Consider the following 14,290-nt stretch of genomic DNA (forward strand, 5'->3'; position numbering starts at 1 on the left):
TCTGCCGGCTGCCGCTCCTGACGTCGTTGGCTTCGCTGGTGTCGAGCACGTCGACCCACGCAATCAGCGCGCCATGGCGCCCACCGGCTGGAAAATGTGCTGTGCCGCGTCCGTATGGTCGCGCACCGCAGGCCACACCTCTATGAAACACGCAGAGCGCCCCGCACGCAGAGGTGAGAGAAGGGGCGGCCTTTCTGCTCCCGCGCCGATTTGCGACGCAACCCGAATCGGAATACGGCCAGCCCCCGGACTCGCCGCAGCGGCCGGACTGGTGGCCGCCGTAGGGAGGCATCCGCCACAGCGGTTCGGCGTGCGTCTGTCCATGCCCGCCGGCATGCTGCCGGCGTTCTGGGGCGGGGCGGCTGGTCGTACCTGGCGGGCGCGCCGTGATGCTCCGGTGTCGCGGTCCCGCTCACGAGCTCGCGGCCGGTCACGATCTTCGCTCGGGCTGCCGGCCAGGGTCCTGTGGTTGCGAGAGGACCTGATCAGTCCAGATGATCTTGCCGAACCGGGTGTACCGGGTGCCCCAGTGCTGGGCGAGCCGAGCGACGATGAACAGTCCCCGGCCGCCTTCGTCGAGGGTACGGGCATGGCGGAGGTGGGGCGCGGCGGGGCTGGCGTCCGAGACCTCGCAGGTGAGGACCCGGTCCTTGATGAGGCGCAGTCGCACAGGCGGCGTGCCGTGGCGGATGGCGTTGGTGACCAGTTCGCTGACGATGATCTCGGTGGCGAGAGAATTGCCGGTCAAGTTCCAGTCGGCGAGTTGCCGCACCGCTCGGTCACGGGCCGAGGCCACCTCCTCGGGGTGTGGGGGGATGGTCCAGGTGGCGACCTGGACCTCGTCGAGAATCCAGGTGCGGGCCAGCAGAAGGACGGCGTCGCTCTCGGGTCGCCGGGCGGCCTGGAAGGCGTAGACGGCGTCGTCGCGCAGCTCGTTCAAGGGCCGGTCGCGGCGGGACAGCACATGGCGAAGTTGGTCCCTGGCCGTTTCGAGGGGAGTGGTGCGACAGGCCTCCAGGAACCCGTCGTTGTACAGCGCGAGGATGCTGCCTGGGGCAAGCAGCATGTGTGCGGCGACGAACGGCTCCTCCTCGTCGCCCAGGGACGGGCCACGCGGGACGTCGGGAATCTCGCTGGTGCCGTCCGGGTGGACGAGCACCGGAGGCGGGTAGTCGGCACATGCCATGACGCAGTCACCGGCGAGCGGGTCGTACAACACGTACGCGCACGCGGCTTTCAGCGGCTCGTCGCGCAGCGGGTCCGCAGGCGGCAGCGCGGACCGTTCCGCTGCCAGACGGATCACCGTGTCGTTGAGGCGGGCGAGGAGTTCGTCGGGATCCAGGTCCAGTGCGGCGAGGGCGTTGATCGCGGTGCGCAGCTGCCCCATGGTGGTGGCGGTGTGGATGCCACGCCCTGCCACGTCGCCCACAGTCAGGGCGAGGCGGGCGCTGGACAGCGGAATGGCGTCGAACCAGCCTCCGCTCACCTCTGCGGGCCTGTGGAAGTGTGCGAGCTCGGCGGCCGTCTGGGAGGCGTGGCCCTGCGGCAGAAGATGGCGTTGCAGGGTGAGGGCGATGGTGTGCTCGTAGGTGAACCGGCGGGCGTTGTCCAGGCACACAGCGGTGAGCGCCACCAGCTCGCCCGCGAGAACCAGGTCGTCGGCGGTGAAGGGGTCGGGTCGGGTGGAGCGGTAAAAGCCGGCCATGCCGAGTACGGCTCCGCGCAGCACGACGGGGGCGACGATCATGCACTGGACTCCGGCCTCGCGCAGCGCCCGTCCCCGTTCCGGGTCCGCGGCCAACCACGGAGTGGTCTCGTCCAGAGCGACCAGGCGGGGTTCGAGGTCGGTGAGGCTCTGTGTGTACGGCGTGGGGAAGGGAAACCTGCTCGTGTCTCCCCCCGGAATCGCCCGCGAGTGGCCCGTTGCCGGCTTGAAGGCGGCGCGCCGCATCGGCTCGTCACCGAAGAGCGGCCCGAGTGGGGGTTCGTTCCCGCGAACCACCGCGTCCAGGACGTCCACCACCGCCAGGTCCGCGAACTCCGGTACGGCCACGTCCGCGAGTTCGCGGCAAGTCGTGATGACGTCGAGAGACCTGCCGATCTTCCTTCGGGCCGCGTCGCGAACGGTTGCGCGTGCCCGCCCTCGCTCGCGCTCGGTGACGTCGGTCAGGGAGGCCACGGCGCCCAGCACATGACCGTTCCCGTCCCGGAGACGGAACACGGACACCGAGTAGATGTGCTCGGGGCCGGTCTCGGGGGGCGGCCGGCCGCGCACAAGACGGTCGAGGACGGGATCGCCGGTGCGCAACACGGCGCGGACCATCGCCTCCACACCCTTGGGGTCGGCCATGTGCAGGACCTCGGTCACCGGATGACCGAGCAGACCGTCCACCGAGGCGCCGCGCATGCCTCGGGAGGCAGTGTTGATGCGCTCGATGCGCAGGTCCGCGTCCACGACCAACAGCCCGACCGGCGCCTGCGTGAACAGGGCCTCCAACAGCGCCCTTCCGACTTCGTCGCCGAGTTCGCCACCGCGGTTCCCGGCCGCCCACACCCCCCAGGCCACCGTGCCGTCGGCACGCATCAGCGGCTCCACGCGGAGATCAGCGCCCACTGCCGCACCCCACGCATGCGGAACGCATCCCCGCCCCATGGGGGCACCCGTCTGGTCCGCTCCCTTGGTGACGAGGCTCGTCGCAGGGCGCCCCACGACATCGGCCGCTGCCGTGCCGAGCAGACTTTCGGCTTCCCGGCTCCACGTAACCACCACACCGTTCGCGTTCACCACGAACAGGGGATCGCGCCGCCTCACGGCCAGGTCACCTCCGCTGAACGATCCGGCTCCCTGCCCACGCAGAGCCGCACCGATCGCGGCCGCCGCACCGCCGCCTCCCGTGAACTGCACAAGAGATACCGAACTACTCCAGCCTGCCCCCAGCCGTTGCGGTGCGCCACCGCGGGTTCGTACCGTGCAGGTGCGTGGAGCCGGCGCCGCGGCACCGCATTCTGCACCGCGGCACGAGCAGTTCGGCAGCAGTGCCCGTGCCATGTCGCAACAGCGTCAGCGGACGGGTCACCTGGTACAGCAGCGACATCGCCGCCGGTGGGCGCGCCGCGTACGAAGAGGCCCGGCCCGGTGGCCGGGGCCTGTCGTGCGCGGAAGTGCGGAAGGCACCGGCGGTCGTGACCGGTGCCTTTCCGCGTGCACAGCCGCTCGGGGAGCCCTACGGCCGGGCCGCCTACGTGGTGAGGGCCGATTCCGGTCTGCCATCGGGTCCGGGTGGTAGCGGTGTGGACACCTCGTTCTCGGCAGAACGCTGGACGCGAACCCCGATCATGCCGAAGGCGGTCAACGCCGCGGCGACGGCGGCCGCCACACCACACACCAGGAACGCGGTGTTGAAGCCGCTGCCCAGGGCATCCAGGGCCAGGCCGTGCGCTGCCGATCCCGGGGCGCCGGGCGGCACGCTGTTCACAGCGATGGGTCCGCCCACCTCGGCGATTTCGCGCGCCGCGGCGAGCCGGCCGGCGGGCAGCGTCGCGCCGGCCGCCTCGACGCCGCTGTCGCCCAGCCCCGCACCGAGAGGCACGAGATCCGGGACGAGGACGTCGCCCGGCTCTCCCCGCCCACGGCCGGCACATCATCTTCCTGGGCCGCGCCTTGGTCGTAGCGGCCGGCCGGCGCGGCACGGACGGCCGCTGCCAAGCCGTGCCGTCACCGGTCGCACACTCGCCGGGCCACGCGCAGTCCGGCCGACCAGTGGCTGGGAAGGCTGCCTCGCACGCCATGCCCGGCGGGCACGTGGCTGCACTGGCTGCTTTGATGTGGAAATGTGGAAGTAAGGGAGGTGCTGGTCCGTGGCCAGGGCGCTGTCACCCGAGAGCGTGACCGAGCTGACCAGGGCGCTGGACCTGAGCGGGGTCTTCGCCAACGGCACGCTCGGCGGGGTGCTGGCCCGGGGCAGTCGTCTGGACCTGTTCGGCTTCCTGGTCATCGGCATCGTCTCCGGCCTGGGCGGCGGAATCCTCCGCGACACCCTGCTGCAGCACGGCACACCCGTGGCCCTGACCGACTACACCTATCTCACGGTCGCCATCGCCGGCACCCTGCTGGCCTTCGTAGCCGACCTGAGTCGCCCCACCTCCGGTTGGGCCTTCAATCTCCTCGATGCCTCGGCGCTGAGTGTCTGGGCGGTCGCCGGGGCGCAGAAGACACTCGCTGTCGGCCTGGGCTGGCTGCCGGCCGTGCTGTTGGGCACCATCACAGCGGTCGGCGGCGGGGCCATCCGGGACCTGTTGCTCGCTCGGACCCCTTCCATCTTCGGTGGCACCCCGTTGTACGCGACCGTCGCGATTGTGGTGAGCGTGGTGATGGTGGTCTGCAGTCGGCTCGGCGCACCCACCGTAGGAGTCCTGGCCGGCATCGCGGTCGGGATCTCGCTGCGGCTGGCCGCGTTCCACTGGGGCTGGAGGCTGCCCGGCAGCCGCGACTGGCGGCCAGGGTCGTCCAAGGGTCCGAATCCGTGACATCAACGGGCACTGCGCTCACCCGGTGAGAGGGAGGAGTACCCGGCCATGACGCTCAAGGACTCCGCGGATGCCGTGCTGGCCGGGCTCGGTGGCATCCGGGCCGAGCTCGAAGAGGCCTACAAGGACTTGCACGCCCACCCCGAGTTGGGACACCAGGAGCACCGCACCGCGGCCGGTGTGGCGGAACACCTGAGAAACTGCGGCTACCGGGTGCACGAGGGGATCGGCGGCACCGGTGTGGTCGGTGTGCTGGCCAACGGCGAGGGTCCGACCGTTCTGCTGCGGGCCGACATGGATGCCCTCCCGGTCCTCGAGGCGACCGGTCTGCACTACGCCAGCACGGCCGAAGCCACGGACGCCTCCGGCCGGCGGGTGCCCGTGGCGCATGCCTGCGGTCACGACATGCACGTCACCTGCCTGCTGGGAGCGGCGCGGCTCATGGCCGCCGCGCCGGGGGCGTGGAAGGGCACGCTGGTGGCCTTGTTCCAGCCTGCCGAAGAGCCAGGAGACGGTGCTGACCTGATGCTCACCGACCGGCTCTCCGACCGTGTCCCTCACCCGGACGTCGCATTCGCCCAGCATGTGCTTCCCTATCCGGCCGGGCAGGTCGGCACGCGCGCCGGGTCCTTTCTCTCCGCGGCGGACAATGTGAAGATCACGGTGCATGGCCGGGGCGCTCACGGCTCGGCGCCGCAGGCCGCCATCGATCCGGTGGTGATCGCCTCGATGATCGTCGTCCGTCTCCAGACGATCGTCTCGCGCGAGCTGGCCGCCACCCAGCCGGTCGTGGTCACGGTGGGCTCCGTCCAGGCGGGCACGAGCGGCAACGTGATTCCGGAGTCGGCCGAACTGCTGGTGAACGTGCGCACCTACGACGACGGGACCAGGCGGGCCGTGCTGGCCGCCGTGCGGCGCATCGTCCATGCGGAGTGTGACGCCTCCGGAGCGACTCGCGCGCCGCAGATCGAGGAGGGCACCCGCTTTCCGCCGACCGTCAACGACGACGTGGTGACCCGCGAGGTCTCCGCCGCTTTCGCCGCTGTGTTCGAGGAGCGGGCGGTCACTGTCGAGTTGCAGAGCGCCAGCGAGGACTTCAGCCGGATCCCGGACGCCTTCGGCGCCCCGTACACCTACTGGGCGCTGGGCTGTGTCGACCCCGCCACCTACCAGGCCGCCCGGCAGCGCGGCGCCGTGGCCCAGGAGATCCCGGTCAACCACAACCCCCGCTTCGCACCGGTCCTGCAGCCCACACTGGACACCGGCGTCCAGGCGCTGGTCACAGCCGCACTCGCCTACCTCGGGAAAGCGGGTGGCTTGGGCCCATGAGCCCATGAGGCTCACGGCCTTTCACCTTCGATGCCCAGAACGAAGAACGCAATACGCGCATAGCAAGCGGTTCATGTGAGTCAGCCGCGGATGAATGAAGAGCGCTTCTACCTTTATCCCATGCAACGCGTAGCTGCCGTTCTGGATGACGAGGAACGATATACGGCTACCTGCCGTGACTTGGAACAAGCCGGCATCACTCTGTCGGACGTGAACGTGCTCAATGGGCCGGAGGGGCAGCGACTTCTGGACAGCAGGGGAACCTCTCATGGGCTTCTCGGCCGCCTCATGCGTTGGCTGCAGCACGGTGGCTACGAAAGCGAGACGCTGGCGGCCCACTCCGCTGCCTTGAGCCAGGGCAAATGGCTGATCTTCGTTCCGGTCAGGGGCAAGGACGAGGCCAGGCGGACGGTCGACGTCCTCCGATCGCATGGGGGCAGCGATATTTTCCACTTCCGCCGGTGGGCAGTGCAGTTCTTTCCCCCGAATTGACGATCGAAGCCGTAGGCGCCTGACCGCTCTCGCCGGCGGCCACGTCATCGAAGGTTTCCAAGACCTGCAGAAACTCGTCTCGGTCGTCACCGCCATAGCCATCGGACTGGCGCTCTCGGCCGTGCCGGTCGTGCGAAGACGTTTGCGCAGCTCGGAGCCCTGTCGGCGTGCCTCGTGTCAGCAGAGGGTCAATCCACACTCATCTGCGTGGTCCCCGACGCAGGAAGTACCTCACCGCATGCGCGCCAGGGCAGCGCCCGTGGACTTCACCCGCGCGATCCGGTCGCTTCTCGACATCCTCCATTCTGGTTTATTCTTCAACCATAAGGGGTGACGTGAGGAGGTCGCGCCATGACGGAACTCGGACCTGCCGACACGGTCGGCATCCTGCGACAGCCCGGCGTGCGGACACGACGCAGCAGCTCAGGGCTCGGATGGGACCGCCTGTATCTCTCCACTCAGGAGGAGCAGCCCTACCGCGCGGCGTTCGATCCCGCCCCCACCCACCTGCTGATCCTGCACCTCAGCGGCCCCGTCAGCGTAGGGCGTGGGCAGGGTCCGGACAGACGGACACGGGCGATCCCGGCCGGTGGGCTGTTCCTGCAACCGGCCGGCCGGACCCTCGCGGTCGAGCTCGGCGGCCGGCTGGAGACGATCCACGCCTACCTCACGGACGACACTCTGCGCGACGCGAACGGCGGGCGGCCCGTCGAGCTGTCCGAGGAGCTCGGGGCCAGCGACCCACTGGCCGAACAGCTCATGCTCGCGCTGGAGGGCGCCGTCCGGTCCTGGGAGCCGTCTGCCCGCACATACACAGACCACCTCACCGGGATGCTCGCCGCGCAGCTCGTTCGCCGTCACGGCGTCAGCGCGACGACCGCACCCCCGCCCGACCGGTCCGGGCTGTCCGACCGGCAGCTGACCGCCGTCCGTGAGCTGATGGAGCAGCGCCTTGCCGAACCGCTGCCGATTGCCGACCTTGCTGCCTCGGCCTCGCTGAGCTCGAGCCAGTTCACGCGGAGGTTCCGGGCGAGCACGGGCCAGTCGCCCCACCAGTTCCTGCTCAAGCTGCGTCTGGAAGCCGCGTGCCGGCGCCTTCGCACAGGTTCCACCCCGATCGCGGAGGTGGCCGCCGCCTGCGGGTTCTCCCACCAGGAGCACCTCACCCGGGTGATGCGCGCCCGGCTGGGCACCACCCCGGCCGCGCTGCGCCGGTCCGGCTGAGGCGGCGGGCCCGCCGCCTCAGCGTTCCAGTACGAGTGCCAGTCCCTGGCCCACCCCGATGCACAGCGCCGCCAAGCCCGTGCCGGAGCCCGCGGCGGCCAGCTGGTGCGCGACCGCTCCGGTGATGCGGGCGCCCGACGCGCCCAGCGGGTGGCCGATGGCGATGGCGCCGCCACGCGGGTTGACCACCTCCGGGTCCAGTTCCGGCAGTGCGGCCAGGCAGGCCAGCGCCTGGGCCGCGTAGGCCTCGTTCAGCTCGATCGTGTGCAGATCACCGGGAGCGACCGCCGCCTTGGAGAGCACCTTGCGGATGGTCTCGACCGGTCCGAGCCCGAAGTGCTGCGGTTCGATGCCCGTCACCGCCGCCGCACGAACCCGGGCCAGGGGCTCGCGCCCGATCGCCGCGAGCCCCTCCTGGTCGGCGAGCAGCAGCGCGGCCGCCCCGTCGTTGAGCGGCGAGGCGTTGCCGGCCGTGATCGTGCCGTCCGCGGTGAAGGCCGGCTTGAGCCGAGCGAGTGCCTCGACGGAGGTGTTGTCCCGGATGCCTTCGTCGCGGGTCAGGTCCACGCCGTCGACGGGGACGACCTCTCCCGCGTACAGGCCCTCGCGCCAGGCACTGGCGGCGTTGCGGTGGCTGTCCAGGGCGAACGCGTCCTGTGCCTCCCGGCCGACGGCGTACTTGGCGCCCACCAGCTCCGCGCTCTCGCCGAGCGGGATGGTCCACTCCACCGGCATCCGCGGGTTCACCATCCGCCAGCCGAGCGTCGTCGAGTACAGCTGCTGGTCCTTCACCGGGAAGGCCCGATCCGGCTTCGGCAGCACCCAGGGTGCGCGGCTCATGGACTCGACACCGCCCGCCACCGCGATGGACGCGTCGCCCAGCGCGATGGCGCGGGCCGCCTGGATGACGGCTTCCATGCCCGATCCGCACAGCCGGTTGACCGTGGCGCCGGGCACGGCGACCGGGAGTCCGGCGAGCAGGACGGCCATGCGGGCCACGTCGCGGTTCTCTTCGCCCGCGCCGTTCGCGTTGCCGAGCAACACGTCGTCGATGCGCGACGGGTCCAGGCCGGGACTGCGGTCGACGAGGGCGCGCAGCACACCGGCGGCGAGGTCGTCCGGGCGTACGCCGGCGAGGGCACCGCCGTAGCGGCCGAAGGGGGTACGGACGGCGTCGACGACGTACACGTCACGCGGTCGCTCGATCATCGGATGCTCCCACAGGTCTATCGATGGAGGGCCAGGGGTGTCCGGACGGCGACCTGATCGGCCGTCACGCCCGGTGCGAGTTCCACGAGTTCGAGCCCCTGGGGCGTGACGTCGAGAACGCACAGGTCGGTGATGATCCGGTCCACGCAGCCGCGGCCCGTGAGCGGCAGCGTGCACTCCTGAACGAGCTTGGAGGTGCCGTCCTTCGCCATGTGCTCCATGAGCACGACGACCCGGCCGGCGCCGTGGACGAGGTCCATCGCGCCGCCCATCCCCTTGATCATCTTTCCGGGGACCGCCCAGTTGGCGAGGTCGCCGCGGGCCGAGACCTGGAGCGCGCCCAGGATGGCGGTGTCGATGTGGCCGCCGCGGATCATGCCGAAGGAGAGCGAGGAGTCGAAGGAGGACGCTCCCGGTCGTACGGTCACGGTCTCCTTGCCCGCGTTGATGAGGTCGGCGTCGACCTCGTCGGGCGACGGGTAGGGTCCGACGCCGAGCAGCCCGTTCTCCGAGTGCAGGACGACGTCCACGCCCGGCGGCAGGAAGTCGGCCACGCGGGTGGGCAGCCCGATGCCCAGGTTGACGTAGTCGCCGTCCCTCAGCTCGCTCGCCGCGCGCGCCGCCATCTCGGCCCTGCTCCAGCTCATCGCTCGCGCACCGTCCTCTTCTCGATTCCCTTGTCGGCCGCCTGCTCGGGGGTCAGCGCCACGACACGCTGCACGAACACCCCTGGCAGATGGATCTCGTCGGGGCTGAGGACGCCCGGCTCGACCAGTTCCTCCACCTCGGCGACGGTGACGCGTCCGGCCATGGCGGCCAGCGGGTTGAAGTTGCGCGCCGCGCGGCGGAAGACGAGATTTCCGTGGCGGTCTCCACGGGCCGCCCTGATCAGCGCGTAGTCCGTGACGATGGCGTGTTCCAGGATGTGGTCCACGCCGTCGAAGGTCCGCACCTCCTTGGGCGGCGAGGCCACGGCGACCGAGCCGTCCGCGGCGTAGCGCCAGGGCAGTCCGCCGTCGGCGACCTGCGTGCCGACGCCGGCCGGGGTGTAGAAGGCCGGGATGCCCGCGCCGCCCGCCCGCAGCCGCTCGGCGAGCGTGCCCTGCGGCGTCAGTTCGACCTCCAGTTCGCCCGCGAGGTACTGGCGGGCGAACTCCTTGTTCTCGCCGATGTACGAGCCCGTGACCCGGGCGATACGGCCCGCGGCCAGCAGGATGCCGAGGCCGCGGCCGTCGACTCCGCAGTTGTTCGACACGATCCCCAGATCGCTCGCCCCGCTCTCGTACAGAGCACCGATGAGCACCTCCGGGACGCCGCTCAGCCCGAAGCCGCCGACGGCGAACGACCGTCCGTCCGTCACATCCGCCAGGGCCTCTCGGGCCGTGGCCATCACCTTGTCCATGCCGTTCTTTCCTACCGGGCCAGCACCCGGCGCAGCGCGCCGAGCAGTTCGTCCTGGGCCGACCGAGCGCTCTCGGGGGCGGTGGCGCGGCGCCAGGCGACGTAGCCGTCCGGACGCACCAGCAGCACCCCGTCCTCGGCCATCTCGCTGACGCGGCTCCATTCGCCGTACGCGTCACGGCAGTTGTCGTCGCCTACGCGCACCACCCGCAGCGGCACACCGAGTTCCGCCTGGCAAGCGGTCGCGGCCGTGTCCCAGACGCCGCCCGACAGGCCGGCCAGCACGGTGAAGGTGCCGCGCCCGACGACGTCCAGCGTGGACACGCGCTCGCCCTGCCCGTCGACGAGCCACGCGTGCGGCAGTTTCGCGCCGGGTCGGGTGGTCGGCTGGTGCACCAGCTCCCGGTCCTGCTCCCAGACTTCGTCGGGTCCGTCGTCGGGCAGCACCGCGGAGGAGACGTAGCGCTGGTTCATCTCGACGCCGTGCGCGTTGAACTCGTAGTTCTTGAGCTGGATCGCCTCTTCGAGCAGGCGCCGCTTCTTGGCGCCCTCGGGGGTCGGTGCGCCTATAGCCGTGAGCCCGTCGGCTATGGCCTTGTCGTCGCCGCCACCACCGATGCCGAGCACCTCGAAGATCGGACCGAACTGGTCACGGCTGAGGTTGGCCCGCTCGACGATCTGCCGTCCGACGGGGGCCCGTTCGGCGGAGTAGGTGTCGAGCAGCTCGGGGCCGGCCTCGCCGCGGACCACCATCGCGAGTTTCCAGGCGAGGTTGTAAGCGTCCTGGACGGAGGTGTTGGAGCCGAGCCCGTTGGACGGCGGATGACGGTGCACCGCGTCGCCCGCGCAGAAGACCCTCCCGGACGAATAGGCGGAGGCGTAGCTGTGGTTGACGGTCCACAGCGAGGTCGACGTGATCTCCACCGGCAGGTCGGGGTCGCCGATGAGGTCGCGCACGATCTGCCGCGCCGACTCCTCGTCCACCTCCGGCGGCGGCCGCTCGATGTCGTACCCCCACACCAGCAGCCACTCGTTCCACGGACGCACCATGCGCACCAGGCCCATGCCGATGCCGCCCGTCTCCGCCCCGGGCTGCAGCACCCAGTACAGGACGCTCGGCCGGTGGGCGCAGTACCGGGTGAGGTCGGCCTTGAAGACGATGTTCATGCTGCCGGCCTTGGCCATACGGCCGTCGAAGGGGAGGCCGAGCTGCTCGGCGACCGTGCTGCGCCCGCCGTCCGCGCCGATCAGGTAGCGGGCCCGTACGGTGAACTCGTCGCCTCGGACCCGGTCGCGCAGCAGCGCGGTGACGCCGTTCTCGTCCTGGGTGAAGCTGAGGAACTCGGTGTCGTAGCGCACCTTGGCGCCGCGGGCCGCCGCGTTGTTCACCAGGATCGGCTCCAGGTAGGTCTGCGGCAGATCGATCATCTCGCAGGGGCTCTGCGACGCGTATTCGCTCGCCGTCGCGGGCCCCGTGCCCCAGCTGCGGATACGGCCGATCTCGTGCCCGGTCAGCGCGGTGCACAGCACCGTGTCGCCCATGAGGTGGGACGGGCTGCCGAGGGCCAGCGCCTCGGACTCCACCTGCAGGTCGCGCAGGACCTCCATGGTGCGCTGGTTGGTGATGTGCGCCCGCGGCGTGTTGGCCAGCCAGCCGTACTTCGTCACCAGCAGGCTGCGGATGCCGTAAGTGGCCAGCAGCAGTGCGGCGGAACCGCCGGCGGGGCCGCTGCCGACGACGAGGACATCGGTGTCGTACATGTCGTGCGCTTCGGTCGTGGTCATGGGTGGGCGCTCCTCGGTCATCCGGCCAGGGGGGCGAGACGGAAGGTGTATTCGAGCCGGCGCCACTCGCCGTCGACCCGGCGGCCGTCGGGGGTGGGGCCGGACTGCGGCGCGAAGTCGACGACGAGCTCGTCCTTGACGCCGAAGACGGTGTCGCTGTCCAGGTAGGAGCCGCCCGACACGAACAGCTGCGTGACGAGCCGGCGGTGGCCGGGCGCGTCGATCATGAAGTGGAGGTGCGGGGCCCGGAAGGGATGGCGCCGGACCGCGGCGAGCATCTGCCCGACCGGCCCGTCCTGGGGGATCGGGTACTCCGAGGGCAGGATGGACCAGAACGTGATCCGCCCGTCGGTGTCCGTGCCCAGCCGGGCCCGCAGCACCGGCCCCTCCAGGTCCGGGAGCTGGACATCGTAGAAACCGTCCTCGTTGGACTGCCACACGTCCACGACCGCGTCCTTGACCGGCTCACCGTCGGTGTCCGTGACCCGCACATCCACCCAGAGCGGGGTGCCGGGCAGCCCTCCGGAGATGTCGGCGCCGTGCGGGGTCTCGGGCGGGCCCTCCACGTAGAAGGGGCCGAGCACGGCGGACGGAGTGGTGCTGGGCGTACGGGAGTTGGTGAGCAGATCCACGGCGCTGGAGACGCCCAGCGTGTCCGACAGCAGCACGAATTCCTGACGGGTCGGGCTGCAGATCCCGCCGGTGCGGGTGAGGAAGTCGATGGCGTACTGCCATTCGGCATCGGTGACTTCGTTGGTGGCGACGAACGTGTGCAGACGTCGGACCAGGTCGCTCAGCAGGTCGCGCACCCGCGGGTTCGGGGCCTGTGCGAAGCTTGCCACGACCTGTTCGGTGAGCCGGGCCAGCCTGGCTTCCGTGGCGGGAGGACCCTCGGGCCGGCGCCCGTGCCAGGCGTCGGCCAGCAGCTCCGCGATGCCCTCCGTGGTCAGCTCGCGCGGGTTCGGGTACGGCGTCGAGGTGGCCAGCTCGGCCGCGCCGGCGAGGCCTGACTCCGGCATGCCGAGGCCGCGCAGCGAGGCGGGGCCGCCCAGGGAGGCGACCAGGTCGTACACGCCGCTGGGGGCGTCGGGCACGCCCAGGGCGTCGGCGATGCGGCGCATCACGCCGGGCACCGCGGGCGCGTTGTAGGCCATGGCGTGCGGCAGGACGACGGTGTGGGTCTCGGCGTGCGGCAGATCGAAGCTGCCGCCGAGGGTGTGGCACAGCTTGTGGTGCAGGCCCATACCCACCGTGGCGAGGCAGGTCCCGGCGAGCCAGGCGGCGTGCAGCAGGTCGGCGCGCGCCTCCGGGTCGGCCGGGTCGGCGACGAGGCGGGGCAGCGCCCGCGCGATGCGGGAGATCGCGTCGAGGGCCTGCCGGTCGGTGACCGGGTTCGCGTCGGCGGAGTACAGGGCCTCGACGGCGTGGGCGAGCGCGTTGACGCCGCTCGTGACCGTCAGGGAGAGCGGCAGGGTGAGGGTGAAGTCGACGTCGTAGATGACGGTCTCGGGCAGGATGTCGGGAGACGACTGGGTGACCTTGCGTCCGTCCCGGGTCTCGCCGAGGACGGGGGTCACCTCGGAGCCGGCGTACGTGGTCGGCAGGATTACCTGCGGCAGCCCCGTGCGCAGGGCCAGCGCCTTCGACAGACCCGTGGTCGAACCGCCGCCGACAGCGACGATGCAGTCCGCGGAGGACTCCCTGAGCACGCCGAGAGCCTGTTCGGTCACCTCCACCGGGGTGTGCATGGCCGCGCCGTCGAACTCCGCCACCAGGAGGCTGCCGAGCGCCTGGCGAACCCTTGCGGAGGCCGCCGCGAGGGGCCCGCCGGCCAGCAGCAGCACCCGGGAGCAGCCGAGCCGATCGATCTCCTCACCGAGGCGGCCGACGGTGCCGGCACCGAAGACCACCCGCGCGGGGTGGGATGTGTGGACGAACGTCTGCATTGAACTCTGCCTCCGCGTGTCATCCGGTCGCTTCGGTCGCTTGAGTCACCGAGTATGTGTGTGACGTTCGCGTGAACTCCTGCACGATCCACGCGGCCCACTGCACGAAACACGCGTGTGTGCCGTGGCGGGCCGCCTGGAGGGGGAGGCGGTTCCAGATGTGCTGTACGTCGGTTCCTCGCCGCAGGCGACCGCACCGGGCGCGTCCGACGGCGCTCCGCCGATATCGCGAGCCGGACCTCCTCGGGACGGTCCTCGTCGTCCTCGACCGGCGCTGCAGCCGGCGCGGAGCGAACCGTTCGAACCGGAACACGAGGCCTTGGTCGCGCGCTCACTCGCCGTCGGGACACCGGCGATGAGCGACGCCCGGCCACAGC

11 protein-coding genes and 1 pseudogene are annotated in these 14,290 nt (G+C 70.9%); 4 read left to right on the forward strand and 8 right to left on the reverse strand.

What is annotated here, in order from left to right; genetic code table 11:
* Positions 1–430: 430 nt before the first annotated feature.
* From AC07CM_RS18660 to AC07CM_RS18670, 3 genes and pseudogenes are all read right to left on the reverse strand, one after another.
* Positions 431–2,614, reverse strand: a complete 2,184-nt coding sequence (locus tag AC07CM_RS18660; protein ID WP_478877516.1) for an ATP-binding SpoIIE family protein phosphatase — start codon at positions 2,612–2,614, stop codon at positions 431–433.
* Positions 2,615–2,695: 81 nt separating this feature from the next.
* Positions 2,696–3,049, reverse strand: a pseudogene (locus AC07CM_RS18665) (PAS domain-containing protein); the annotation flags it as partial.
* Positions 3,050–3,239: 190 nt separating this feature from the next.
* Complete coding sequence (locus AC07CM_RS18670; protein ID WP_478877517.1) at positions 3,240–3,590, reverse strand: hypothetical protein; 351 nt, start codon at positions 3,588–3,590, stop codon at positions 3,240–3,242.
* A gap of 268 nt (positions 3,591–3,858) precedes the next feature.
* On the opposite strand from AC07CM_RS18670, the gene AC07CM_RS18675 reads away from it, so the two are divergent.
* The 4 genes from AC07CM_RS18675 to AC07CM_RS18690 all read left to right on the forward strand — a co-directional run bounded on the left by AC07CM_RS18675 (position 3,859) and on the right by AC07CM_RS18690 (position 7,572).
* The gene (locus AC07CM_RS18675) at positions 3,859–4,527 is read left to right on the forward strand and encodes a trimeric intracellular cation channel family protein (protein WP_478877485.1); all 669 of its coding nucleotides are present in this window, start codon (positions 3,859–3,861) and stop codon (positions 4,525–4,527) included.
* A 48-nt stretch (positions 4,528–4,575) separates the two neighbouring features.
* Positions 4,576–5,856: an amidohydrolase gene (locus AC07CM_RS18680; RefSeq protein ID WP_478877486.1), complete on the forward strand. Its 1,281-nt coding sequence runs from the start codon at positions 4,576–4,578 to the stop codon at positions 5,854–5,856.
* Between the two features lie 90 nt (positions 5,857–5,946).
* Positions 5,947–6,348 carry a hypothetical protein gene (locus AC07CM_RS18685; protein ID WP_478877487.1) on the forward strand — a complete coding sequence of 134 codons (402 nt, stop codon included), beginning with the start codon at positions 5,947–5,949 and terminating at the stop codon, positions 6,346–6,348.
* 351 nt (positions 6,349–6,699) lie between these two features.
* Positions 6,700–7,572, forward strand: a complete 873-nt coding sequence (locus tag AC07CM_RS18690; protein ID WP_478877488.1) for a helix-turn-helix domain-containing protein — start codon at positions 6,700–6,702, stop codon at positions 7,570–7,572.
* Positions 7,573–7,590: 18 nt separating this feature from the next.
* On the opposite strand, the gene AC07CM_RS18695 is transcribed toward AC07CM_RS18690, so the two are convergent.
* The 5 genes from AC07CM_RS18695 to AC07CM_RS18715 are packed head-to-tail and all read right to left on the reverse strand — an operon-like array spanning position 7,591 to position 13,913.
* Positions 7,591–8,781, reverse strand: coding sequence for a thiolase family protein (locus tag AC07CM_RS18695; RefSeq protein ID WP_478877489.1), 1,191 nt, complete (start codon positions 8,779–8,781; stop codon positions 7,591–7,593).
* Positions 8,782–8,798: 17 nt separating this feature from the next.
* Positions 8,799–9,428 (reverse strand): CoA transferase subunit B, encoded by a 630-nt coding sequence (locus AC07CM_RS18700; protein WP_478877490.1) that lies wholly within the window; start codon positions 9,426–9,428, stop codon positions 8,799–8,801.
* Complete coding sequence (locus AC07CM_RS18705; protein ID WP_478877491.1) at positions 9,425–10,183, reverse strand: CoA transferase subunit A; 759 nt, start codon at positions 10,181–10,183, stop codon at positions 9,425–9,427. The genes AC07CM_RS18700 and AC07CM_RS18705 overlap by 4 nt, the downstream gene beginning before the upstream one ends.
* A gap of 11 nt (positions 10,184–10,194) precedes the next feature.
* Positions 10,195–11,967 carry an FAD-dependent oxidoreductase gene (locus AC07CM_RS18710; RefSeq protein ID WP_478877492.1) on the reverse strand — a complete coding sequence of 591 codons (1,773 nt, stop codon included), beginning with the start codon at positions 11,965–11,967 and terminating at the stop codon, positions 10,195–10,197.
* Between the two features lie 17 nt (positions 11,968–11,984).
* Positions 11,985–13,913: a maleylacetate reductase and hydroxyquinol 1,2-dioxygenase domain-containing protein gene (locus AC07CM_RS18715; RefSeq protein ID WP_478877493.1), complete on the reverse strand. Its 1,929-nt coding sequence runs from the start codon at positions 13,911–13,913 to the stop codon at positions 11,985–11,987.
* Positions 13,914–14,290: the final 377 nt, after the last annotated feature.

Source organism: Streptomyces sp. NPDC044061 (assembly GCF_056434305.1).

Coding starts and splice junctions, on each gene's coding strand:
- AC07CM_RS18685 (WP_478877487.1), top strand. CDS start 5,947: ATGAATGAAGAGCGCTTCTACCTTTATCCCATGCAACGCGTAGCTGCC.
- AC07CM_RS18705 (WP_478877491.1), bottom strand. CDS start 10,183: ATGGACAAGGTGATGGCCACGGCCCGAGAGGCCCTGGCGGATGTGACG.
- AC07CM_RS18700 (WP_478877490.1), bottom strand. CDS start 9,428: ATGAGCTGGAGCAGGGCCGAGATGGCGGCGCGCGCGGCGAGCGAGCTG.
- AC07CM_RS18690 (WP_478877488.1), top strand. CDS start 6,700: ATGACGGAACTCGGACCTGCCGACACGGTCGGCATCCTGCGACAGCCC.
- AC07CM_RS18715 (WP_478877493.1), bottom strand. CDS start 13,913: ATGCAGACGTTCGTCCACACATCCCACCCCGCGCGGGTGGTCTTCGGT.
- AC07CM_RS18695 (WP_478877489.1), bottom strand. CDS start 8,781: ATGATCGAGCGACCGCGTGACGTGTACGTCGTCGACGCCGTCCGTACC.
- AC07CM_RS18710 (WP_478877492.1), bottom strand. CDS start 11,967: ATGACCACGACCGAAGCGCACGACATGTACGACACCGATGTCCTCGTC.
- AC07CM_RS18680 (WP_478877486.1), top strand. CDS start 4,576: ATGACGCTCAAGGACTCCGCGGATGCCGTGCTGGCCGGGCTCGGTGGC.